Source organism: Micromonospora sp. NPDC049374 (assembly GCF_040677165.1).
Classification (GTDB): Bacteria; Actinomycetota; Actinomycetes; order Mycobacteriales; family Micromonosporaceae; genus Micromonospora.
Genome location: NZ_JBFAQH010000009.1, coordinates 66,582 through 88,061 on the forward strand (window position 1 = coordinate 66,582; position 21,480 = coordinate 88,061).

Sequence of the window (21,480 nt, forward strand, 5' to 3'; positions counted from 1 at the left end):
CCCTTGACCACGCCTCGTTCTGCCCTGTGCGCTGTCAGCGCCGCACTCCTCGCGGCCGGTCTCGCCGCCGCGCCCGCCGCTGCTGCTCCGGCCCCGCAGGCGTCCGACTCGGCGAAGCTCGCGGCCGGCACCGAGCAGCGTCCGCCGACCGACGGCCGCCGAGGCTATCTGGTTGGTCAGGGCGAGGACGTGCCCGCCCTGATCGGCGTCACCAACAAGGGAGATGCACCGGTCGACGGCCTGGTCGTCCACATCCGGATCCTCAACGACCTGGACTTCACGAAGACGTACGAGAACTGCTGGTACGCGGTCGACAGCAACCAGGAGTCGGCCTGGTGCGAGTTCGACGTCGAGCTTGCCCCGGGCGCGAGCCTGGCGGCGCTGGGTGCCGGCATCTCCACCAAGCCGGACGCCCGTCCGGAGAACATCTCGTCGATCATCCACTTCTGGCGCAGCACGGAGTACGTCGAACGGCTCGGCGGCATCCAGAAGCTGGCCGACGACTCAGGGGGACAGGGCACCAGTGCGGTCCGGGGCACCGGTGGCCCCTTGACCCTGGCCTCCCCGTCGGCACCGCTGGTGGGTCTGGAGCCGCCGAACCCGCTCGGCTTCGTCGGCGTCGTTCTCGAGACCACCCCGACGCCGACCCCGACCGCCGCGCCCACCGCGACCCCGACGGCCGCGCCCACGGATACGCCGACGGACGCACCTCCTGCCAGCCCCGGCGAGGACGACGGTCAGGGTGGCGGGTTGCCGGTGACCGGCACCCAGACCGGGATGGTGGCCGCCGTAGGCGGACTTCTCCTGCTCCTCGGCGGTGCCGCCTACCTGATCGCCCGTCGCCGCCGTACCCGCTTCGTGGCGTAGGTCCGCCCCCTCGCCCCTCCGAGACGCTCGGATCCGGGCCACCTGCGACCCTCGTGCCGTGCTGTTCCGGGGCGTGACGGACCTGCCGGCGGGCCGGTGCCGGCCAGCGGGCCGGTGTCAGCTGGCGCGCAGGGCGTCGTCGATGCCGGTCTCCCGGTTGCCGAGATGCACCGGGTCGCGGCGGGAGAGCACGTCCAGCGCGGCCTTGAGGCCAGCTCCGTACTCGCGCACGGAGCTGATCCGCCAGGTGCGGTGGCTCAGCTCCCGCGCGGTTTCGTCGCCGACGCCGTTGGCGTCGATGCCGAGGTGGCGGCAGACCGTGACGGCGCGGGCCAGGTGGAACTGCTGGGTCACCACCGTCGCCCGCTCCACCCCGAAGATCCGCTTCGCCCGGGCACACGAGTCGTACGTGTCGAAGCCGGCGTGATCGAGCACCACCTTGTCGGCCGGCACGCCCTGCTCTACAAGCCAGCGCTGCATCGCCTCAGGCTCGTTGTACTCGTGGCGCATGTTGTCGCCGGAGACCAGGATCGCCTGCACCTTGCCGGTGGCGTACAGCTCGCGGGCGATCTCCAGGCGGGCGGCGAGGAACGGTGCCGGAGTGCCGTCGGGTCGGACCCGGGTGCCCAGCACCAGGGCGACCGGTGCGTCGGGCACCGTCGCTGCCGGATAGGTGCGCCCTTCGGCGCCGGAGCGGATCCAGCTCGCGCTCGCCCACACACCGCCCGTCAGCAGTACGACACCGAGCACCCCGGCCAGCACCGCTCGGCGCAGCCACCGCCCACGGCCGCGGTCCCGGACCTGTCGAAGTCTGGCCGTCAGCGACGCACGGATCGCCATGCAGGCCAGTATCCCAGCCCGATGCGAGCCGATCAGCGAGCCGGTGGTGCGGGCAGGCGGTGGTGGTGCGGGCGGTGGTGGTGCGGGCGCGGCGGGCGGAGGCCGTCGTGCCCGCACCACGGTCACCTGAGCCGGTACACGGAGATGTGCGAGGTGCTGTCCGGGCCGAAGGGCGACCGGTCCCAGTTGGCGTACCGCTCGGCGAGCCGGAGACCGGCCTGCTCCGCCAGCTCGTCGATCTGCTCGGGCCACAGGTAACGCATCGCGAACGGATGCAGGTGCACCCCGGCGGAGTGGAACGTGATGGTCTGCCGGAGGAACGTCTGCGCCTCCCGGTCGTACTTGTGCAGGCGGATGGTGGCCGACTCCTCGGTCACCTCCCGAATCTGGACCTGTTCGTCCCGGTCGAAGTCCGTGGGGTCGGGCACGAACGTCTCGATGACGAACGCGCCGCCGGGGGCGAGCACCCGAGCGACGTTGCGGAAGCAGTCCGCCTGCCGCCGCGCGCGCACCAGGTTGAACAGGGTGTTGAAGACCAGATATGCCATGGCGTACGGGCCGGTCACCGGCACGTCCGCCATGTCGCCGATGGCCACGGGGATGTCGCCGCCACCCGGCTTGGCCCGCAACTTCGCGACCATTTCCGGTGACGCCTCGACCCCCTCCACGGTGATCCCACGCTCGGCCAGGGGAAGGGCGACCCGACCGGTGCCGATGGCCAGTTCCAGCGCCGGGCCGTCGCCGGCCAACTCGGCGAGGAACTCCACCGCCGGTGCCGGGTCGGGCAGGCCGCCCGGCAGGTCGTAGGTGTCGGCCCAGAGCCGGCCGAAGTGTCCCGGATCGTCGAAGACCGACATCAGCGGCCTCCGTCGTTGCTACCGGCGCCGCACGGCGCCTTGTCCGATGATTCCCACGTACGCACGAAGCCTCGATTCGATGGGGTTGACGGTGCCTACTCGCTGCATGGGCGTCGTGGTGTGCCTCATGTCGTCGCTCCCTTCGTTCGGCTCGTTCGGCTCGTTCGTGAGTCAACGGCCTCGATGGCTGTGCGGCAACCGAAATTCACCGGGATGCGCAGGACGCGCTGGGGTGCTGCGTGGCCCCGGGGAGTTGATCAGCTGATGTAGTGCAGGATCACGTTGTGCACGTGGTGGCTCTTCTGGTCGCCTCGGAACTCCACCTCGTAGGTGTGCGTACCGACGTGGATGGCGATCGCGCCAGTGGAGAAGAACGAACCGCCCCACGACTTGTTGCTGACCACGCTCACGCTGGTGATCTTCGAGTACGGGATGCTGGTGATCGCGTACTTCTTGCCGACGAACGAACGGTCCTGGATGATGACGCGCCGGTCGGTCAGCCCGATGAACCCGGTGCCGGTGCCGACGGCGTCGTAGACGGCGATGATCTGTTCACCGTCGAGCAGGCCGCTCTGGATCTGCTGGAACTGTTCCTTGCGGTCATAGGTCGCGTTGGCCATGTCGCCCACGGTAGGCAGCATCCGCCAGTGGACGCACCGTCAGCTCTCGGTGACCGCGCGGTAGGCATCCTCGATGCGGGCGGCCAGCAGGACCTCGCCCTCGGAGAGGGGCTCATTGCCGTGCCCGACCCGGATCTGGGTGTGATGGGAACGCCTACTGATTTCCGGGCGCAGGTGCAGCGCGTCGGCGACCACCTTCACCCGCTCGGTGAGCGCCGCGTGTTGGGTGTCGTCGATGACGAGAGTGCGCCGGATCTGCTCACCCTCACGTGTCCAACCGGACAGTAGGGTGAGGGCGTCGCTGAGGTAGTCGTGCTTCGTCCGACCGCCAAACAGCGCACGCATCACCGCTCCTCCCAGGCTTCGTTGCCGGCTTGTGGCCAAATCGTCGCCGCCCCGTGTCTTTGTCGGTGCCTCTAGTCTTACGTCGCACGGAGGGTGTGTCCACGCCCACACTTCCGGGTATTCCTGGCCTGACGGACGACCAAGCTACCCAAACCGCCGATTGATCTGGCACCCTGGACGCCCGTGCGGACCGAACGGGCGAACGGCGGCGGACAAGCCGTACGGCGCGATCCGAAGGTGATCGTCGGCGCGGCCATCATCAGGGACGGGCGGGTGCTCGCCTGCGCCAGATCCGCCCCGCCCGAGGTGGCGGGCATGTGGGAGTTCCCCGGCGGCAAGGTCGAGCCAGGGGAGAGTGAGACGGCAGCGCTGGCCCGTGAGTGCGTCGAGGAACTGGCCGTACGCGTGGAGATCGGTGAGCGGGTCGGCCGCAACGTCCGGATGGCGCACGGCCGCTCGGTCCTCAAGGTGTACGCGGCCCGCCTCCTGCACGGCGACCAGCCGCAGGCACTCGAACACTCCGCCCTCCGCTGGCTCTCCGCCACCGAACTGGACACGGTCACCTGGCTCCCCGCCGACGCCCCCATAGTCGCCGCCCTCCGCCCCCTCCTCTCCCTCCCCTGACCCCCACCCACCCCCGCCCACCCCCTCCACCCCCGCCCACCCCACCCACCCCCGCCCACCCCGCCCACCGCGTTGATCATGAGGTTGGCGGCAGTATCCGATCTCCACGATGCCGCTAACCTCATGATCAACGGCGCTGGGGCGTGGCGAGGGCTTGGCGGACGGCCCAGGGGATGTAGGCCGGGTCGAGGGTGTCCTGCCAGGTGAAGCGGAGGATCTTCCAGCCGGCGTTGGCGAGGCGGTTCTGGCGGCGGCGATCGGCGAAGATCGCGTCCGGAGTGTCGTGCGGGCCTTGACCGTCGGCCTCCGCGATCACCTTGGGGGCGCGCCAGCCGAGGTCGCCGACGCCGAGCAGGTATCCGTCGTCGTCGCGTACATCCAGTTGCAGCGCGTCGGGTGGCACCCGGCCGTCGACACAGCGCAGCCTGGCGCGGGTCTCCAGCGGGGACTGGGCCCGCCCGTCGGCCTCCGCAAGGTATCCGCGGGCCGCGACCGCGCCCCGTCGGCGCCTGATCCGGTGTGCGATCGACCCCAGGTCGTCGTCGACCAGCAGTCCTCGGTTCAGCGCCGAGTCCAGCACCGACACTGCCGGGTACCGCCCCACCCGCAGGATGACGTCGCCGACCGTGGTGATGGCATCGGTGGCCAGCAACCCACCCAGGCTGACCAGGGACGTTGCCGGGTGCTCCAGTTGGTGCAGCACGACGTTAGGTTGCCCGATCCGCGCCCGCTTGGCGGCTGCTCCCGGCAGGCCGATGTGAATCTCGTCGGACCTCGGCAGGCCGGCTATGCCGAGGAGTTCAGCGGCGCTTCCGTGGACCGCATGGGCGGCTGGCCCCAGTGAGAGCAGTGCGGCGCGGACGAGTTGGCGCCGGGACGGCTCCACCGCCCAGGCCGGCTGCGGGAGATAGACGGCCCGGGCCAGCGACTGCCACCGCCCGAAGGCGACAAGGTTGTCGACCTCATGCCGTGTGTAACCATGATCCAGTGCCTGCCCACGGCACACCAGCCCGTCCTGCCCCGCCGCAACCCGCCAAATTCCCCGCCCCCGTCTATCCACCCCCCGAGCCTGCCGACCCGCCCACGCCTACCGCAGCCCCTGTGGATAACCGTTGTTGATCATGAGGTTAGCGGCATCGTGGAGATCGAATACTGCCGCTAACCTCATGATCAACGCGGGAAGTGCGGGTGGGGTGGGGTGCGGGTGGGTGGGGTGGGGTTAGTGGTTGGGGTTGGGGTTGTCTTGGTCGGGGTGGGCGAAGTTGAGGTGCTCGGGGGGGAGCGGGAAGGTGACGTCGTCGCCGAAGGGGGAGGGGGCGGCGGCGCGGTCGAAGGTGAGCTCCGTCAGCGGGAGCTTGCCGCTGGCGTCGACCGCCGGGGCGGTCGGGTGGGGCACCTCGCGGTGCCAGTTGACGCCCTGCTGAGCCTGCACCTCGGCCTGGGCGTCGTGGGAGCCGCCGGCGTGTGAGTGCACACCGCCGCCCGCGGCGCTGGAGCGCACCGCGCCCGGGGAGTGTCCGCTGGTCACGCTGGTCTGAGGCACCTGACCCCTCCGGAAGATCTTGCTACCGAGCCACACAAGTGGATCGTACCTGCGGTCGACGACCCGTTCCTTCATGGGGATGATCCCGTTGTCGGTGATCTTGATGTGCTCGGGGCAGACCTCGGTGCAGCACTTGGTGATGTTGCAGAAGCCGAGGCCCTGTTCGGTCTGCGCGTAGTCCTTGCGGTCGGTCCGGTCGTCCAGCGGGTGCATGTCCAGTTCCGCGGCCCGGATGAAGTACCGGGGTCCGGAGAACGCCTGCTTGTTCTCGTCGTGGTCCCGGATCACGTGGCAGACGGTCTGGCACAGGAAGCACTCGATGCACTTGCGGAACTCCTGCGAGCGCTCCACGTCGACCTGCTGCATCCGGTAGTCGCCGGGGGCCAGGTCGGCCGGCGGAGCGAAGGCGGGTGTCTCCCGCGCCTTCTCGTAGTTGAACGACACGTCGGTGACCAGGTCCCGGATGACCGGGAACGTCCGCAACGGGGTCACCGTGATCGTCTCGTTCTCCTCGAACGTCGACATCCGGGTCATGCAGCCGAGCTTGGGCATCCCGTTGATTTCCATCGAGCAGGAGCCGCACTTGCCGGCCTTGCAGTTCCACCGGCAGGCCAGGTCGGGCGCGTCGGTGGCCTGCAACCGGTGGATCACGTCGAGGACCACCTCACCCTCGTTGGCCTCGACCGTGTAGTCCTGCAGGTCGCCACCGTCGGCGTCACCCCGCCAGATCCGGAACTGGCGCTTCGTCCCCATCAGCGGTTCTCCTTATCGGCGTCAGCGTCGCTGGCCGCGTCAGCGGCAGCGGCATCGGCGGCGACGAGGGCGTCGAATTCCGTGAGTTCCTCGTCGGTGAGGTATTTGGCCAACTCGGCGCGGTCGAACAGGCCGATCAACTCGGAGCGCATCTTCGGCAGCGGCTTGCGCTCCAGCCGGACGGTGTCGCCGGCCAGCGAGCACACCAGGTTGACCCGTCGCCACTGCGGATCCATGGTGGGGAAGTCCTCGCGGGTGTGGCCGCCGCGTGACTCCCGACGCTCCAGCGCCGCCTTCGCGGTGCACTCGGAGACGACAAGCATGTTGCGCAGGTCCAGCGCGAGATGCCAGCCCGGGTTGTACCGCCGGCCGCCGGAGGCGCTGACCTTCGCCACCCGCTCGCGCAGCTCCGCCAGGCGGCGCAGTGCGTCCTCCAGCTCGGCCTCCCGCCGGATGATGCCGACCAGATCCCCCATCACCGCTTGGAGGTCCTGCTGGAGGGTGTACGGGTTCTCGCCGGTATCCCGCTGCAACGGCGCCAGGGCCGTCTCCACCGCCGTCTCCACCGCTGTCACCCCCACCCGGGGCCGGCCGGTGAGCTGGTCGACGTAGGTGGCCGCGTGCCCGCCCGCCCGCTTGCCGAAGACCAGCAGGTCGGACAGGGAGTTGCCGCCCAGCCGGTTGGAGCCGTGCATGCCGCCGGAGACCTCACCGGCGGCGAAGAGCCCGCGTACCGAGCCGTACGCGGCGCCGCTGTCCGGGTCGACCTCCACGCCGCCCATCACGTAGTGACAGGTCGGGCCGACCTCCATCGGCTCCTTGGTGATGTCGACGTCGGCCAGCCCCTTGAACTGGTGGTGCATCGACGGCAGGCGACGGCGGATCTCCTCGGCCGGCAGCCGGGAGGCGATGTCCAGGTAGACACCGCCGGCAGGCGTACCCCGACCGGCCTTGACCTCGCTGTTGATCGCTCGGGCGACCTCGTCGCGGGGCAGCAGCTCCGGCGGGCGCCGGTTGTTGTCCGGGTCGTCGTACCAGCGGTCCGCCTCCTCAGGCGTCTCCGCGTACTGCTTGCGGAAGACGTCGGGGACGTAGTCGAACATGAACCGCTTGCCCTCGGAGTTCTTCAGGATGCCACCGTCACCGCGTACCGACTCGGTGACCAGGATGCCCTTGACCGACGGCGGCCAGACCATGCCGGTCGGGTGGAACTGGAGGAACTCCATGTTGATCAGAGTGGCTCCGGCGCGCAGCGCCAGCGCGTGACCGTCCCCGGTGTACTCCCAGGAGTTCGAGGTGACCTTGTAGGACCGGCCGACGCCGCCGGTGGCGAGCACCACTGCGGGCGCCTCGAAGAGGACGAACTCGCCGGACTCCCGGTAGTAGCCGAAGGCACCGGCGACCCGGTCCCCGTCGAGCAGCAGCTCGGTGATGGTGGTCTCGGAGAAGACCTTGATCCGAGCGTCGTACGAGCCGTGCTCGCGCTTGTCCTCCTGCTGCAACGAGACGATCTTCTGCTGGAGGGTGCGGATCAGCTCCAGGCCCGTCCGGTCGCCGACGTGGGCCAGTCGGGGGTACTCGTGGCCGCCGAAGTTGCGCTGCGAGATCTTGCCGTCCTTGGTGCGGTCGAACAGCGCACCGTACGTCTCCAGCTCCCAGATCCGCTGCGGCGACTCCTTGGCGTGCAGTTCCGCCATCCGGAAGTTGTTGAGGAACTTGCCGCCGCGCATGGTGTCCCGGAAGTGCACCTGCCAGCTGTCCCGGCTGTTCACGTTCCCCATGGCCGCGGCGGCACCGCCCTCGGCCATCACCGTGTGCGCCTTGCCGAACAGCGACTTCGAGATGATGGCGGTCTTCTTGCCGGCCAGCCGGGCCTCGATCGCCGCGCGCAGGCCGGCGCCGCCGGCGCCGATCACGACGACGTCGTAGTGGTGTCGTTCGATGCGAGTGGTAGTGGTCGTCATGTCAGGGGCCCTCAGTTGATGAACCGCAGGTCGGAGATCCACTCGGCGGAGACGGCCATGACGTAGAAGTCGGTCAGGGCCAGCGTGCCGAGCGTGATCCAGGCGAGCTGCATGTGCCGGACGTTGAGCCAGGAGATGTAGCCCCAGGCCCGGTAGCGGACGGGATGCTTGGAGAAGTGCTTGAGCCGCCCGCCGATGATGTGCCGGCAGGAGTGGCAGGAGATCGTGTACGCCCAGAGCATGACCACGTTGCCGAGCAGGATCAGGTTACCCAGCCCGAAGCCGAAGCCCTCGGGGCTGTGGAAGGCCAGGATCGCGTCCCAGGTGTTGATCAGCGAGATGATCGCGGCGAAGTAGAAGAAGTACCGGTGCGAGTTCTGCACGATCAGCGGGAACCGGGTCTCGCCACCGTAGGAGGCGTGACCGTCGGGCACCGCGCAGGCCGGCGGCGACAGCCAGAACGACCGGTAGTACGCCTTGCGGTAGTAGTAGCAGGTGAGCCGGAACAGCAGCAGGAACGGCAGGGTGAACGCGGCGTCCGGGATGATCCACCAGCCGGGCAGGTACTGCCCGAAGTGGGAGGCCTCCGGCAGGCACCGGTCGGTCACGCACGGGGAGTAGAACGGGGTCAGGTAGTGGTAGTCCTCGACCCAGTACCACTTGTGCATGAAGACCCGGACCGTCGCGTACGCTACCCACGCACTGAGCCCGATGACCGTGATCAGCGGGGCAAACCACCAACGGTCCGTCCGCAACGTCTTCGCCGCGATGGCGGCGCGTGCGCGCACACCCCGCGGTTTCGTTGCCGATGATGTCATTCGCGTCGTCTCCCTGACGGGGCCCTGTCACGGGCGGCGGAACACTTCCGGGCGGCATGCGGACCGGGCGAACCCGCGCCCGCCTGCCGCGTCATGCGCACACCAACGACCGCACCGGCGTACCGGAGCAGCTAAGTGACACACGTTACGCCGATCTAGGCGGGCCGTCCGCGCAAGGCAGTGTCCCGTGTGTCCCGCTCTTTGGAAAGCCTCTCTCCATGATCAATATTCGGGTGTCCGGAAAAGATCGACCAACGGTCAACCGGATGCCCCGCCGGTGAAGTTCCACGAGGCCAGCCGCAGCGACGGCGCCTCCCACCAGCCACCGTCCGCGCGGTCCGGCAGGCGTACCGCGCGCCGACCCAGCTCCAGTACCGCACCGGGCGCGAGCGCCCGGGGATACGACTCGGTGAAGCGCAGGTCGCGGACCGCACGGGTGACCCGACCGTCCTCGACCAGCCACAGTCCGTTGCGGGTCAGGCCGGTGACGACCAGACTCAACGGATCCAGGACCCGGGTGTACCAGAGGTCGCTGACCAGCAGGCCACGCTCCATCCGGGAGACCAGGGCGGCGGTGTCCGGATCGCCGATCGCACCGCCTGTCGCCGAGCCGTTCCCGTCGGGAGCACCCGCGCCGCCAGTGGCCGTCGGGCCTGCACCGGCGACCCCTTGATCCCCAGCCGAGAAGGCAGCCGTCGGGCCGGCAGCGCCGACCGTGCCGACCGTGCCGACAGCGCCGACCGTGCCGGCAGGAGCGAGACGCAGGTTGCGGGGGATCGGGCCGAAGGTGGCGCTACCGGCCCAGGCGTGCCCGGTCGAGGTGACACCCAGCTCTGCGGCGCTGCGCCGGTCGTGGACCACGGCGCTGGTGGTGCCGGCGTCCACCAGGGTCAGCGCCCGGCTCGGCGTACCCTCCAGGTCGAACGGGAGCCCCGAGGCCGCGAGCGGATCGTCGACCAGGGTCACCGCCCGATCGAACTGGGCTGCACCGGGGACGGCGAACGACTGACGTTCGGCGTACCGCCGACCGTTGAAGCCGTACCAGGCCAGGTTCTCCAGCAGGTCCGCGACGGCTGCCGGCTCCAACACCACCGGATAGCGTCCGGGTGGCAGCTCGGCCGGGTGAGCCGCCGCCCGCGCCTTCGCGGCGGCTCGCCGCCCCAGGCCGGCGCCGTCGAGGTCGACGACCCGGTCGACGTGCTGTCGGGCCGTGCCGTCCGCGCCGTCGGCCCGGGCGATCCCGTCCATCGCCGCCTCGGCCGCCCGCCCCTGCGCGGAGTGGCCGGCCGAGTTGGCGAACGCCGCCACGCGGTAACCCGTGCGGCAGTAGCCTGCGGTCGCCAACCCACCGGCCGCGTCGACGAACGCCCGGACCAGGGCGGCCCGTTGATCCGGCCCGGCGTGGGCCGTGGCCAGATCCCACTCCGGTGAGGGCGCCACCGGTGCCGCGGGTGCGAGCCCCGGCCAGGCCGGATCCGGTGGAGTGAACCGGGCCGCCGTCAGCGCCCGCTCCACCAACGCGCGCAACCCGTCGGCGGTGACCGCGGTCCCGCTGCCGGCGGCGGTACGCCCGGCCAGGTGGACCCGCAGCCGGACGTCCACGGAGGACGCGGCCACGTTCTGGTGGATCGCCGAGTTGGCGAACCTGGTCAACGCCGACTCGGCCCGGGTCACCGTCACCTCCGCCTGCGCGGCCGGCCCGGCCAGCCGGGTGACCAGATCCACCACGCGGCCGGCGATGTCCAACTCGTTGTCACCGGCCCGCACCGGGGCGTCACTCACGCCGCCTCCCGTTGGTCTTCGACGGCGTCCGGCGCCACCACGGCGCATCGATGGGTGGTCTGCTGGCGTTCGGTCACGCGCGTACCCCCACCCGGACGTTGCGGAAGCGGGCCGGTGCCGACGGGTGCCCGGTGTGCCCGATCTGGCCGGGCTGGCCCTTGCCGCAGTTCGGGGTACCCCAGGGGACCGTCTCCGAGGAGAGCATGTCCATCGAACGCCAGAACAGCGGGCCGATGCCGGTGTACGTCGGGTTGCGCAGCATCCGTCCGCGCCGGCCGTTGCGGATCTCCCAGCCGATCTCGCAGCCGAACTGGAAGTTCAGCCGCTTGTCGTCGATGGACCAGGACCGGTTGACGTCCATCAGCACCCCCTCGTCGGTGGCGGCGACGATCTCCTCCAGGGTGTGCGGGCCGGGTTCCAGGCCCACGTTCGTCATCCGCACCATCGGCAGCCGCGCCCACCCGTCGGCGCGTACGCTGCCGCCGTGGTCGAGGCCCGCGACCGCGGCCGAGTCCCGGCCCGCCAGCACGCCCACCCAGCGGCCGTCCCGCACCGCGTCGCGCTTGACCGCGGGTGAGCCCTCGTCGTCGTAGCCGAAGCTGCCCAGCGCGCCGGGAATGGTCGGGTCGATGGTGATGGTCATCAGCTCGGAGCCGTAGCGCAGCGAGCCGAGCTGTGCGAGATCCAACCACGAGGTGCCGGCGAAGGCGGCCTCCCAGCCGAGAATGCGGTCCAGCTCGATGGCGTGTCCGACCGACTCGTGAATCTGCAGGGCCAACTGCTCGCCACCGAGGATCAGGTCGGTCTCGCCGACGGGGCAGAGCGGTGCGGTCACCAGCGCCCGCGACTCCTCGGCGATCCGTGCCGCGTGCGCGGTCAGCTCCAGCGAGTCGACAAGTTCCCAGCCGGTGGTGCCGTACTGGCCGCGGTAGCTCGGCCAGGACCGGCGTTGGGTCTCATCGGCACCGACGGAGGTGGCCGAGATGCCACCGCCGCACTCGCGGATGCGCTGGTCGATGCGATGCCCCTCGCTGGAAACGAACCACTTCGCGGTGTCCCAGATCTGGTAGAGCCCCTCGGCGAGGTCGGCGCCGTGCTCGGTCATGGTGCGGGTGGCCGCCACCAGCAGGTCACCCTTGACGGCGAGGGAGACGCCGAGCGGATCCACCTCGCAGGGTGAGGACCAGCTCGCCGTGGTCGGGGTGACCGCGACCAGGTCGACGGGCGGGCCGGAGACCAGCGCACTGGCCGCCGCGGTCCGCGCGGCCCGATGGCCGGCGTCGCGGGCGGCCGGCTCGGACAGCTCCGGTACGGCGTGGAAGCCCCAGCTCGAACCGACAAGTGCGCGTACACCCAGGCCGACGCTCTCGTCCTGGGCCAGCGACTCGACATCGCCGTTACGGGCGGTCATCGACTCGTAGCGCCGGTGCATCACCCGAACGTCGGCGTAGCGGGCACCAGCATCCAGCGCCGCCTGCACCGCCGCCTCGGCCACCTCGAACTCACTCATGGCGACGCCTCACCGTGCGCGTTCACGAGGCAGGTTGGCGCGGTGTCCTTGATGCGGTCGCTCATGGCCCGACCCTAGGCGACCCGACCGACAGCCGTCAGGGAAGCAGGTCCTCGGGCCGGATGGTCGCTTTGACCGGTTCGGTGAGCACCAGAACCTGGCCCGGCTCGGTCGCGCTCTCTACGACGTAGTGCCTGCCGCGTTTGCGATAGAGGTGGAGGGCACCGCTCGCCTGCTCGATGAGCAGGTACCACTCGATGCCCGCGGCGGCGTAGTAGTGCATCTTCAGCACCTTGTCAGTGGCCGCGTTGCTCGGCGAGATGATCTCGCAGACGAGATGGACGTCAACGGCCTCCACGTTGGGGGCGTCGAAATCGATCGGGCCGGTGATGACCAGGTCGGGGATGGGGATGCGGCCGGGTCGAAGCCGGACGTTCACCCCCTCCAAAACGTGCAGTCCGGCCTCTCTGGCCGGACCACGCAGAGTCGCGTGCAGCTCACCGGAGATGTTCTGGTGGCGTGGGGTGGGGGCTGGGGTCACGTGCAGGCTCCCGTCGAAGAGTTCGACGCGCTGAGAGGTCTCGCCAAGGGCGAGGTACTCCTCCTCGGTCCACGGGCCCTCGTGGTCGAACACCGCCACGGTCATGGTCACCTCCGCTCGTCTCGCCGGGATCCTGCCTGCCGGGCTGCCCCCATCGTCGCACCTTCCGTGCGACCGGCGCGGCAGGCGGCGGTCACCGGCGGTGGTGCGGCGGGGACGGTTCGTGGGATCCTTTCGGGACGACGGGGGTGGTAGCTAATTTTCGGCTGCATGAAGCGGTTGTAGTTTCCCTTCGTCGTGGGCGGAGGGAGGCGATCGTGGACCCCTACCTGCGGGTGACCGACCTGCGGGTCGACTTCACCACCATCGACGGCGTGGTGCGGGCGGTCGACGGGGTCTCGTTCACCGTCGAGCGTGGCCGCAGCCTGGGTGTGGTCGGCGAGTCCGGTGCGGGCAAGAGCACCCTCGCGCTGGCCCTCCTCGGCCTGCACGATCCGCGTCGGGCCACCGTCGCCGGTGAGATCACCGTCGCTGGGCAAGGGTTGGTCGGTCGGCCGGAGGCGGAGATACGCCGGCTGCGTGGCCGGGACGTGGCGATGATCTTCCAGGATCCGCTCTCGGCGCTGCACCCGTACCACCCGGTCGGCCGGCAGATCGCCGAGGCGTACCGGGTGCACCACCGACGGGCCGGACGCGCCGAGACGCGTCGGCGGGTGGTCGAGATGATGGATCGGGTCGGCATCTCGCAGCCGGACCGGCGGTACGACCAGTACCCGCACGAGTTCTCCGGCGGCCTGCGCCAGCGGGCGATGATCGCCATGGCGCTGGTGAACGATCCCGCCCTGCTGATCGCCGACGAGCCGACCGCCGCGCTGGACGTCACCGTGCGGGCGCAGATCCTGGACCTGCTTACCGACGTGCAGGCCGAGTTCGGCACCGCGATCGTCCTGATCACGCATGACCTCGGCGTGGTCGGCCAGGTCGCCGACGAGGTGCTGGTGATGTACGCCGGCCGGGTGATGGAGCAGGGCCAGGTCGAGCAGGTGCTGCGGACGCCACAGCATCCGTACACCTGGGGGCTGCTCGCCAGCGTGCCGTCGTTGCGGGGTGACCCCGAGGCGGACCTCAGGCCGATACCGGGGATTCCGCCGAGCCTGCTCGACCTGCCAGCCGGTTGTGTCTTCCAGCCGCGTTGCCGGCACACCGAACCCGTCGGCCACCGGTGCCGCACCAAGCCACCCGAGCTGCGCGCCGCCGGGACGGGCGGGCACCGGCTGGCGTGCCACCTCCCGACCGGGGAACGCATCCGACGCCAGGCCGAGGAGACCGCCCGGGTGGGGGTGGCCCGGTGACGGACGGGATGGTCGACGAACCCGGGCCGCTGCTGCGCGTCCGTGGCCTGACCAAGCACTTTCCGGTCCGGGGCCGACGTCGGTGCGGCCCGGTACGGGCCGTGGACGGGCTGGACTTCGAGGTGCAGGCGGGCGAGACGCTCGGTCTGGTGGGCGAGTCCGGCTGCGGCAAGAGCACCACGGGTCGGCTGCTGGTGCGGCTGCTGGACCCGACCGGCGGCAGCATCGAGTTCGCCGGCCGCGACCTCACCCGTGCCGGGCGGCGGCAGTTGCGCCCACTACGTGCCCAACTCCAGATCATCTTCCAGGACCCGTACGCCTCGCTGAACCCCCGGCACCCGGTCGGCCAGATCATCGCCACGCCGTTGCGGGTCAACCGGATCAACCCGCCGGGCGGGACGAAGGCCCGCGTCCGGGACCTGATGGAACTGGTCGGCCTGAACCCCGACCACGACAACCGCTATCCGCACGAGTTCTCCGGTGGCCAGTGCCAGCGGGTCGGCATCGCCAGGGCGTTGGCGACCGGACCCCGGTTGGTGGTGGCCGACGAACCGGTCTCGGCGCTGGACGTCTCGATCCAGGCCCAGGTGGTCAACCTGCTCCGGCGGCTGCACCGCGACCTGGGGCTGGCCTTCGTCCTGATCTCCCACGACCTTGCCGTGGTACGGCACCTCTGCCAGCGGGTCGCGGTCATGTACCTCGGTCGGATCGTCGAGATCGGCGATCGGGACGACATCTACGAACGGCCGCAGCATCCGTACACTCGGGCCCTGCTGTCGGCGGTGCCGCAGGTCGGCCAGCTCGGCCCGGCCCGGTGGCCCGGGCTCACCGGGGACGGGACCACTCCGCTCGACCCGCCCTCGGGCTGCCGGTTCCGTACCCGCTGCCCGAAGGCGCGCGAGCGGTGCGCCGTCGAGGAACCGGCCCTGACGCGGCGCGACGGCGGCGGCCAGGCCACCGCCTGCCACTTCCCCGACTCGGGTCCACTGCGTCCGGAGCGGGTGCGAGCCGCGGCATGAGTCTTTCACCGGTGGACGGTACGGTGCGGGCCCCGATCGAGCCGGGCGGCGCGGCCGGTGGGTCCCGTGCTCGCCGGACCGCCGGGCGTTCGCCCGGGCAACTGGTCTGGCTGCGGCTGCGTGCCGATCGAACCGCGTTGGTCAGTGGGGCGACGCTGGTGCTGTTCCTGCTGGTGGCGCTGGCCGCGCCGCTGATCGAGCTGGCGTACGGGATCGGTCCGCAGGACCAGTTCCAGGGCAAGCTGGACGGGTTCGGCCTGCCACTGGGGCACGCCGGTGGCGTCTCCGGGGAGCACTTCTTCGGGCTGGAGCCGGGGCTGGGCCGGGACGTTTTCATCCGGCTGGTCTACGGCCTGCGGACGTCGCTTCTCGTCGCCGTCACGGCGGCGGTGCTCACCGCGGTGATCGGGGTCGTGCTCGGTACGCTCGCCGGCTACCTCGGCGGCTGGCTCGACGCGGTGGTCACCTGGATCACGGATCTGACCCTGGCGCTGCCGTTCCTGGTGGTCGCCCTGGCGTTGACCCCCATGCTGACGTTGCGCCTACACGGGCAGCGGGACGCGGTGCCACCGGCCTTCGGGGTCGGCGTACTCATCGTGATCTTCGCGGTGTTCGGGTGGACCGGCACCGCCCGATTGGTCCGGGGCCAGGTGATCGCGCTGCGGGAGCGGGAGTTCGTGGCGGCGGCCCGGGCCAGCGGGGCGGGTCCGGGGCACATGCTGTTCCGGCAGTTGCTGCCGAATCTCTGGGCGCCGATCCTGGTGTCGTTCTCGCTCGCGGTGCCGCAGTTCGTCACCGGTGAGGCGGCACTGTCGTTCATCGGTGTCGGGTTGACCGAGGAGACACCGAGCTTCGGTCGGATGATCCACCGGAGCCTGGGCTACCTCCAGACCGACCCGGCGTTCGTCTTCTTCCCCGGCGTCCTGATCTTCGCGCTGGTGTTCGCCGTCAACCTCTTCGGGGACGCGCTGCGTGACGCGCTCGACCCGAAGTCGAGCCGGTGAGGTGACCGGATGAACGCGAGAAGCGCAGCGCGGCGGTGCCCCGCGAACACGGATCGGGGCCGACCCTGATGGCGCGCTTCCTGGTCAAGCGGACCCTGTCGGCCGTGCTCACCCTCTTCGCGGTGAGCGTACTGACCTTTCTGATGTTCTTCGCCCTGCCCCGCGACCCGGTCACCGGCATGTGCCCGAAGAACTGCAACCCCGAGCGGTTGGAGCGGGTACGTCAGGAGTTGGGGCTGAGCGATCCGCTTGTCGACCAGTACGCGGGCTACATGAAGGGCATCGTCACCGGTCGGGACCTGGGCGGTGCCCAGGGCGGGCACTGCGACGCGCCCTGCCTGGGCTGGTCGTACGTGAACAACGAGGCGGTCACCGACACCCTCGCCCGGGTGGTGCCGGTGACGCTGAGCATCGTCATCCCGGCGGCCATTCTGTGGCTGCTGCTCGGGGTGGGCCTGGGCCTGGTGTCGGCGCTGCGCCGCGGCACCTGGGTCGACCGGGCTGCGATCGGCTGCACGCTCGCCGGTGCCTCCCTACAGCTGTACTTCGTCGGCGCGGTGCTGCTGCTGGTCTTCGTGTACACGCTGGGCTGGCTGCCGGTACCGAGCTACACGTCGCTGTTCGACGATCCGGTTCGCTGGGCCGGCGGCCTGGTACTCGCCTGGCTGTCGCTGGCCCTGCTCTTCTCCGCCGGCTACGCCCGACTGTTCCGGGCCCAACTGCTGGAGACGTTGGGCGAGGACTTCGTGCGCACCGCCCGGGCGAAGGGCCTGTCCGGTTCGGCGGTGTACGGCCGGCACGCGCTGCGCGCGGCGATCACTCCGGTGGTGACCGTCGCCGGCCTGGACGTCGGCGCGGCGCTCGGCGGCACGGTGATCACCGAGACGACCTTCGGGATCCAGGGGCTCGGCCGCACCGCCGTCGACGCGGTACGCGCCGGCGACCTGCCGACCATCATGGCCACCGTGCTGGTCGCGGCGGTCTTCGTGGTGCTGGCGAACATGCTTGTGGATCTGCTCTACGCGGTCATCGACCCGCGGGTCCGGTTGGGCTGAGCCGGGTCGGGACGGCCCCATCGACGACTGAGGAGGCAACAGATGCGACCACGGGTGGCGGTTGCGGCGAGTGGCGCGTTCGTCCTGGTGGCGGCCCTGAGTGCCTGCCCGGCGAACACCGGCGGGAACCCCGCGGTGGACTCCGGCCGGCAGCCCACGGGGGTCCTCGCCACCGATCCGAAGGACTCGACCGGCCCGGCACCGGAGGTGGCGGGTGCGCGGCGTGGTGGCACCTTCACCATCCTCCGGGAGACACCGATCTCCCACCTGGATCCGCAACGGACGTACTCGTTCGCCGGCCTGATGGCCGCACCGCTGTTCGCGCGTACCCTCACCACCTGGAAGGACGACGGTGCGGGCAACCTGATGCTGGTGGGTGACCTCGCCGAGACGCCGGGCCGCGACGTCAACGACGACTGCCGGGTCTGGGAGTTCACCGTCAAGGACGGGGTGCGCTTCGAGGACGGTCGGCCGGTCACGGCCAGGGAGATCGCGTACGGGATCGCCCGATCCTTCGACCCGGACCTGGCCGGCGGCCCCACCTACCTGCAGGAGTGGCTGGCCGACACCCCGCAGTACGACACCGCGTGGGACTTCAAGGCCAACCGCACCTCGCTGCCGCCGGGACTGTCCACGCCGGACGGCCGGACGCTGCGCTTCGAGTTCGCCAGGCCCCGCTGCGACCTGCCGTTCGCGGCGTCACTGCCGGCGACCGCGCCGCTGCCGCCCGACCGGGACACCGGTGTCAACCTCGGCAACGCGCCCTTCTCGTCCGGGCCGTACCAGGTCACCCGCTTCCGGGCGGGCATCGAGATCGTGATGGAGCGTAACGAGCACTGGGACGCCGCCACGGACCCGGTGCGCCACCAGTACCCGGACCGCTTCGTGTGGAGTTTCGGCGCAACCCCGGACGCCGCTGCGAACCGGGTCATCGCCGACAGCGGCGCCGACCAGAGCGCCCTGTCGTGGGACTACGTGCCCGCCTCGCTTGTCGCCCGGGTCGCGGGCGACGCGGCGCTGCGGTCCCGGACGCTGCTGTCGCCGACGCCGAGCGCCAACCAGTTGGTCATCAACAACGAGCGCGTCACCGATCTGCGGGTGCGCCAGGCGTTGAACTACGCCATCGACCGGGAGGGCCTGGTGAAGGTGCTCGGTGGGCCGCACGTCGCCGTGCCGATGACCACCCTGATGCCACCGGCCACCATCGGGCACCGGGCGTACGACGGGTATCCGGCGGGGCCGAACGGTGACCCGGAGAAGGCCCGGGAACTGCTCGGTGGGCAGCGCCCCGAACTGGTCCTCGGTGCCGCCGACAGCTCCGTGGAGCAGCAGGTGGCAACGCAGCTCAAGGGCAACCTGGAACGCGCCGGATTCGTCATCACGATCCGGAACATCCCGGACGACGCGAAGTTCGACGAGATCAAGAAGAGGGGCAACCCCTGGGACCTCTACCTCAGCTCGTGGGCCGCCGACTGGCCCAGCGGCGCGTCGATCCTGCCGGTCCTCTACGACGGCCGCGCCATCCGGGCCACCGGCAACAGCAACGAGTCGTACTTCGACGATCCCACGATCAACGCCGAGTTCGACCGGATCCTCGCCCTGCCACCGAGCGAACAGGGCCCGCACTGGGCGCAGCTCGATGAGCGGATCATGAGGGAGCACGCCCCGGTGGTCCCGCTCTACGTCGACGTGGCGTACCTGGTGCACGGCTCCAAGGCGGGCGGGGCCTTCGTCTCCAGCGTCTTCGGCTACCCGTCGCTGGTCAACGCCCACGTCGAACCGTAGCCCCGACTCACCTCCCGAGGTGAGTGCGGAGGAAGTCGAGTTCCAGGCGGAGGAGGCGTTCGGCGAGGCCACCGGCCGCCATGTGGGTGGCGCCGGTCAGCGGCAGCACCGAGTGCGGCCGGCCGGTGGCCAGCAACGCCGCCGACAGCCGAAGCGTGTGCGCCGCCACCACGTTGTCGTCGACCATGCCGTGCACCAGCAGCAGCGGACGGGCGTGTGCCGGGTCGGTGACCGGCTCGGCGGCCAGTTCCACAAGCGAGTGGTGCGCGTAGACGTCCTCGCCGTCGGCGGGCAGACCCAGGTACCGCTCGGTGTACGCGGTGTCGTACAGGGCCCAGTCGGTGACCGGCGCACCGGCGATGCCGCACCGGAACAGCTCCGGATGCCGCAGCACCGCCAGGCCGGCCAGCCAGCCACCGAACGACCAGCCGCGCACCGCGACCCGGTCCAGGTCCAGGTCCGGATGCTTGTCGGCGAGCGCGGTGAGCGCCTCCACCTGGTCGAGCAGGATCACGTCGGCCACCCGTCGGTGGATGGCCTTCTCGTAGGACGGGGCGATGCCCGGCGTACCCCGGTTGTCGGTGACCACCACCGCGAAGCCGGCGTCGGCCCACCACTGCCGCTCCAGCCAGGCCGAGCGCGCGGCCACCACCTCCTGGTGCCCCGGTCCGCCGTAGACGTCCAGCAGGACCGGCAGCCGACGGCCGGTGACGTGGTTGTCCGGGTAGAGCACCGCCGAGGGGAGCCGCCGGTCGGTCACCCGCTCCAGCAGCGGCAGCGGGGAGTAGCTGGGCGTGGCGGCCAGCGACCGCAGCGTGCCCACCTCCCGATCGCCCTGAACCACCGTCCACCGGACGCCCGGGTGGTCCAGCGAGGCGCTGCCGACGACCAGCACGCCGCCACCGACCGCACCGACGTGCCAGCCGGCGTCGCTTGTCAACCGGCGGGCGTCGACGCCGCCGCCGATGCTGGTCCGGACCCGGAACAGGTGCTGTTCGCTCGGCTCGCCGTCGCTCGCCTCGACCAGCAGGTCCGCCGGACCGCTGCCGGCGGCGAGCCGGCCGACCACCCGGCGCACGTACAGCGAGGGTGGGGTGAGCAGGGTGCCGTCGGCGAACAGGCAGCGCGCGTCGTACCCGTCGTGGGCCAGCTCGCCACCGACCAGCACCCGCCCGTCGGGCAGGTGCGCGGGCGTGCCCGGGATCGGCTCGACCCAGCGTGGGTCGGCCAACTCGGCGTGCACCTGGGTCTCCCCGGTACGCGGATCGACCGCGAGCACCAGCCCGTGCTGCTGGGCGCGGCGCAGCACGGTGATCAGCGGGGCACCCTCACCCCAGTGCACCGCGGTCAGGTACGGGTAGGTCTCCCGGTCCCAGTGCACGTCGACCCAGCCGCCGTCGAGGTCGAGCAGGTGCAGGCTGACCTCGGCGTTCGGGCCACCCGCCACCGGGTACGCGACGCTGGCCGGCGGGCTGCCCGGCTGCGCCGGATCGTGCAGGTGCCAGCGGGGCAGCCGGGACTCGTCGACCCGGGCGGCGAGCACCGACCGGCCGTCCGGTGCCCACCAGTAGCCGCGGTGCCGTCCGAACTCCTCCGCCGCGATGTGCTCGGCCAGTCCCCAGCGCACCCCGGAGTCCTCGCCGGCCAGCATGGTGTCGGCGCCGTCCGTGTCGATCACCCGTAGCTCGCCCCGGCGTACCCCTTCGGCGGCGTCGGTCACGTAGGCCAGCCGCTGCCCGCTCGGGTCCGGCCGTGGGTCGAGCACCGGCCCGACGGTGGACACCTCGATCACGTCGCCGTGCACCAGGTCTGCCCGAAAGAGCCGCCCGGCCAGCGCGAACACCGCCACCCGTCCGGCGGCGTCGAGGGCGTACGAGCCGATGCCGGAGGCGCTCAACCGCAGTCGCTCCCGCCGGGCGCGTTCTCCCGGGCTCAGCGCGTCCGGGTCGGCGTCGGTACCGAGCAGGGTGTTCGGATCGGCGACCAGGCGTTCCGTGCCGGTCGCGACGTCCAGCAGCCAGAGCGCGTCGGCCGGGTCCTCCGGTCCGGCCGAGCGTAGGAAGACCACCCGGGCACCGTCGTCGGCCACGGAGACGGCACGCGGCGCCCCGTGGCTGAACCTGCGGGTGCGGGCGGCCAGCTCGGGAAAGTCCACAGGCCAGATCGTAGGCCGGTACCGAGCCCGATGTGAGCGACCTGCG

19 protein-coding genes are annotated in these 21,480 nt (G+C 70.9%); 7 read left to right on the plus strand and 12 right to left on the minus strand.

Annotated features, from left to right (window positions below):
* The first annotated feature begins 3 nt into the window (after positions 1 to 3).
* Positions 4 to 867: an LPXTG cell wall anchor domain-containing protein gene (locus AB0J93_RS16605; RefSeq protein WP_363922652.1), complete on the plus strand. Its 864-nt coding sequence runs from the start codon at positions 4 to 6 to the stop codon at positions 865 to 867.
* A gap of 117 nt (positions 868 to 984) precedes the next feature.
* Here AB0J93_RS16605 and AB0J93_RS16610 read toward each other — a convergent pair whose 3' ends face one another.
* From AB0J93_RS16610 to AB0J93_RS16625, 4 genes are all read right to left on the minus strand, one after another.
* Positions 985 to 1,716 (minus strand): ElyC/SanA/YdcF family protein, encoded by a 732-nt coding sequence (locus AB0J93_RS16610; RefSeq protein ID WP_363922979.1) that lies wholly within the window; start codon positions 1,714 to 1,716, stop codon positions 985 to 987.
* Between the two features lie 113 nt (positions 1,717 to 1,829).
* Positions 1,830 to 2,564: a class I SAM-dependent methyltransferase gene (locus tag AB0J93_RS16615; RefSeq protein ID WP_363922654.1), complete on the minus strand. Its 735-nt coding sequence runs from the start codon at positions 2,562 to 2,564 to the stop codon at positions 1,830 to 1,832.
* A 257-nt stretch (positions 2,565 to 2,821) separates the two neighbouring features.
* The gene (locus AB0J93_RS16620; RefSeq protein WP_093405480.1) at positions 2,822 to 3,184 is read right to left on the minus strand and encodes a PH domain-containing protein; all 363 of its coding nucleotides are present in this window, start codon (positions 3,182 to 3,184) and stop codon (positions 2,822 to 2,824) included.
* A 39-nt stretch (positions 3,185 to 3,223) separates the two neighbouring features.
* Entirely contained in the window at positions 3,224 to 3,529 is a 306-nt protein-coding gene (locus tag AB0J93_RS16625) for a 4a-hydroxytetrahydrobiopterin dehydratase (protein ID WP_363922657.1), read from the minus strand.
* A gap of 183 nt (positions 3,530 to 3,712) precedes the next feature.
* Here AB0J93_RS16625 and AB0J93_RS16630 point away from each other — a divergent pair, with 183 nt between their 5' ends.
* Complete coding sequence (locus AB0J93_RS16630) at positions 3,713 to 4,153, plus strand: (deoxy)nucleoside triphosphate pyrophosphohydrolase (RefSeq protein ID WP_363922659.1); 441 nt, start codon at positions 3,713 to 3,715, stop codon at positions 4,151 to 4,153.
* Positions 4,154 to 4,280: 127 nt separating this feature from the next.
* On the opposite strand, the gene AB0J93_RS16635 is transcribed toward AB0J93_RS16630, so the two are convergent.
* The 7 genes from AB0J93_RS16635 to AB0J93_RS16665 form a co-directional block, all read right to left on the minus strand.
* The gene (locus AB0J93_RS16635; protein ID WP_363922661.1) at positions 4,281 to 5,159 is read right to left on the minus strand and encodes a hypothetical protein; all 879 of its coding nucleotides are present in this window, start codon (positions 5,157 to 5,159) and stop codon (positions 4,281 to 4,283) included.
* 213 nt (positions 5,160 to 5,372) lie between these two features.
* Positions 5,373 to 6,449: a succinate dehydrogenase/fumarate reductase iron-sulfur subunit gene (locus AB0J93_RS16640; protein ID WP_363922663.1), complete on the minus strand. Its 1,077-nt coding sequence runs from the start codon at positions 6,447 to 6,449 to the stop codon at positions 5,373 to 5,375.
* The gene (locus tag AB0J93_RS16645) at positions 6,449 to 8,413 is read right to left on the minus strand and encodes a fumarate reductase/succinate dehydrogenase flavoprotein subunit (protein WP_363922665.1); all 1,965 of its coding nucleotides are present in this window, start codon (positions 8,411 to 8,413) and stop codon (positions 6,449 to 6,451) included. Before AB0J93_RS16645 ends, AB0J93_RS16640 begins: the two co-directional genes overlap by 1 nt.
* A gap of 11 nt (positions 8,414 to 8,424) precedes the next feature.
* The gene (locus AB0J93_RS16650; RefSeq protein ID WP_363922667.1) at positions 8,425 to 9,231 is read right to left on the minus strand and encodes a hypothetical protein; all 807 of its coding nucleotides are present in this window, start codon (positions 9,229 to 9,231) and stop codon (positions 8,425 to 8,427) included.
* Between the two features lie 258 nt (positions 9,232 to 9,489).
* Positions 9,490 to 11,013 (minus strand): metallopeptidase TldD-related protein, encoded by a 1,524-nt coding sequence (locus AB0J93_RS16655; protein WP_363922669.1) that lies wholly within the window; start codon positions 11,011 to 11,013, stop codon positions 9,490 to 9,492.
* A gap of 73 nt (positions 11,014 to 11,086) precedes the next feature.
* Positions 11,087 to 12,523 carry a TldD/PmbA family protein gene (locus AB0J93_RS16660; protein ID WP_363922671.1) on the minus strand — a complete coding sequence of 479 codons (1,437 nt, stop codon included), beginning with the start codon at positions 12,521 to 12,523 and terminating at the stop codon, positions 11,087 to 11,089.
* 97 nt (positions 12,524 to 12,620) lie between these two features.
* Positions 12,621 to 13,169, minus strand: a complete 549-nt coding sequence (locus tag AB0J93_RS16665) for a Uma2 family endonuclease (protein WP_093405081.1) — start codon at positions 13,167 to 13,169, stop codon at positions 12,621 to 12,623.
* 212 nt (positions 13,170 to 13,381) lie between these two features.
* On the opposite strand from AB0J93_RS16665, the gene AB0J93_RS16670 reads away from it, so the two are divergent.
* The 5 genes from AB0J93_RS16670 (at position 13,382) to AB0J93_RS16690 (ending at position 19,279) form a co-directional block, all read left to right on the plus strand.
* Positions 13,382 to 14,416 carry an ABC transporter ATP-binding protein gene (locus AB0J93_RS16670; RefSeq protein WP_363922673.1) on the plus strand — a complete coding sequence of 345 codons (1,035 nt, stop codon included), beginning with the start codon at positions 13,382 to 13,384 and terminating at the stop codon, positions 14,414 to 14,416.
* Positions 14,417 to 14,424: 8 nt separating this feature from the next.
* Complete coding sequence (locus AB0J93_RS16675; RefSeq protein WP_363922981.1) at positions 14,425 to 15,435, plus strand: oligopeptide/dipeptide ABC transporter ATP-binding protein; 1,011 nt, start codon at positions 14,425 to 14,427, stop codon at positions 15,433 to 15,435.
* A complete protein-coding gene (locus AB0J93_RS16680) occupies positions 15,432 to 16,439 on the plus strand; it encodes an ABC transporter permease (protein ID WP_363922675.1) in 1,008 nt (335 codons plus the stop codon). The genes AB0J93_RS16675 and AB0J93_RS16680 overlap by 4 nt, the downstream gene beginning before the upstream one ends.
* Positions 16,440 to 16,507: 68 nt before the next feature.
* A complete protein-coding gene (locus AB0J93_RS16685) occupies positions 16,508 to 17,494 on the plus strand; it encodes an ABC transporter permease (protein WP_363922983.1) in 987 nt (328 codons plus the stop codon).
* Between the two features lie 42 nt (positions 17,495 to 17,536).
* Complete coding sequence (locus AB0J93_RS16690; RefSeq protein WP_363922677.1) at positions 17,537 to 19,279, plus strand: ABC transporter substrate-binding protein; 1,743 nt, start codon at positions 17,537 to 17,539, stop codon at positions 19,277 to 19,279.
* A gap of 7 nt (positions 19,280 to 19,286) precedes the next feature.
* On the opposite strand, the gene AB0J93_RS16695 is transcribed toward AB0J93_RS16690, so the two are convergent.
* Positions 19,287 to 21,434, minus strand: coding sequence for a prolyl oligopeptidase family serine peptidase (locus AB0J93_RS16695; RefSeq protein ID WP_363922679.1), 2,148 nt, complete (start codon positions 21,432 to 21,434; stop codon positions 19,287 to 19,289).
* Between the last annotated feature and the right edge of the window lie 46 nt (positions 21,435 to 21,480).

What these genes read in the sequence shown, in the direction of transcription:
- AB0J93_RS16615 (WP_363922654.1), bottom strand. Translation starts at nt 2,564, where the DNA reads ATGTCGGTCTTCGACGATCCGGGACACTTCGGCCGGCTCTGGGCCGAC.
- AB0J93_RS16620 (WP_093405480.1), bottom strand. Translation starts at nt 3,184, where the DNA reads ATGGCCAACGCGACCTATGACCGCAAGGAACAGTTCCAGCAGATCCAG.
- AB0J93_RS16625 (WP_363922657.1), bottom strand. Translation starts at nt 3,529, where the DNA reads ATGCGTGCGCTGTTTGGCGGTCGGACGAAGCACGACTACCTCAGCGAC.
- AB0J93_RS16640 (WP_363922663.1), bottom strand. Translation starts at nt 6,449, where the DNA reads ATGGGGACGAAGCGCCAGTTCCGGATCTGGCGGGGTGACGCCGACGGT.
- AB0J93_RS16645 (WP_363922665.1), bottom strand. Translation starts at nt 8,413, where the DNA reads ATGACGACCACTACCACTCGCATCGAACGACACCACTACGACGTCGTC.
- AB0J93_RS16650 (WP_363922667.1), bottom strand. Translation starts at nt 9,231, where the DNA reads ATGACATCATCGGCAACGAAACCGCGGGGTGTGCGCGCACGCGCCGCC.
- AB0J93_RS16660 (WP_363922671.1), bottom strand. Translation starts at nt 12,523, where the DNA reads ATGAGTGAGTTCGAGGTGGCCGAGGCGGCGGTGCAGGCGGCGCTGGAT.
- AB0J93_RS16665 (WP_093405081.1), bottom strand. Translation starts at nt 13,169, where the DNA reads ATGACCGTGGCGGTGTTCGACCACGAGGGCCCGTGGACCGAGGAGGAG.
- AB0J93_RS16675 (WP_363922981.1), top strand. Translation starts at nt 14,425, where the DNA reads ATGGTCGACGAACCCGGGCCGCTGCTGCGCGTCCGTGGCCTGACCAAG.
- AB0J93_RS16680 (WP_363922675.1), top strand. Translation starts at nt 15,432, where the DNA reads ATGAGTCTTTCACCGGTGGACGGTACGGTGCGGGCCCCGATCGAGCCG.
- AB0J93_RS16685 (WP_363922983.1), top strand. Translation starts at nt 16,508, where the DNA reads ATGGCGCGCTTCCTGGTCAAGCGGACCCTGTCGGCCGTGCTCACCCTC.
- AB0J93_RS16690 (WP_363922677.1), top strand. Translation starts at nt 17,537, where the DNA reads ATGCGACCACGGGTGGCGGTTGCGGCGAGTGGCGCGTTCGTCCTGGTG.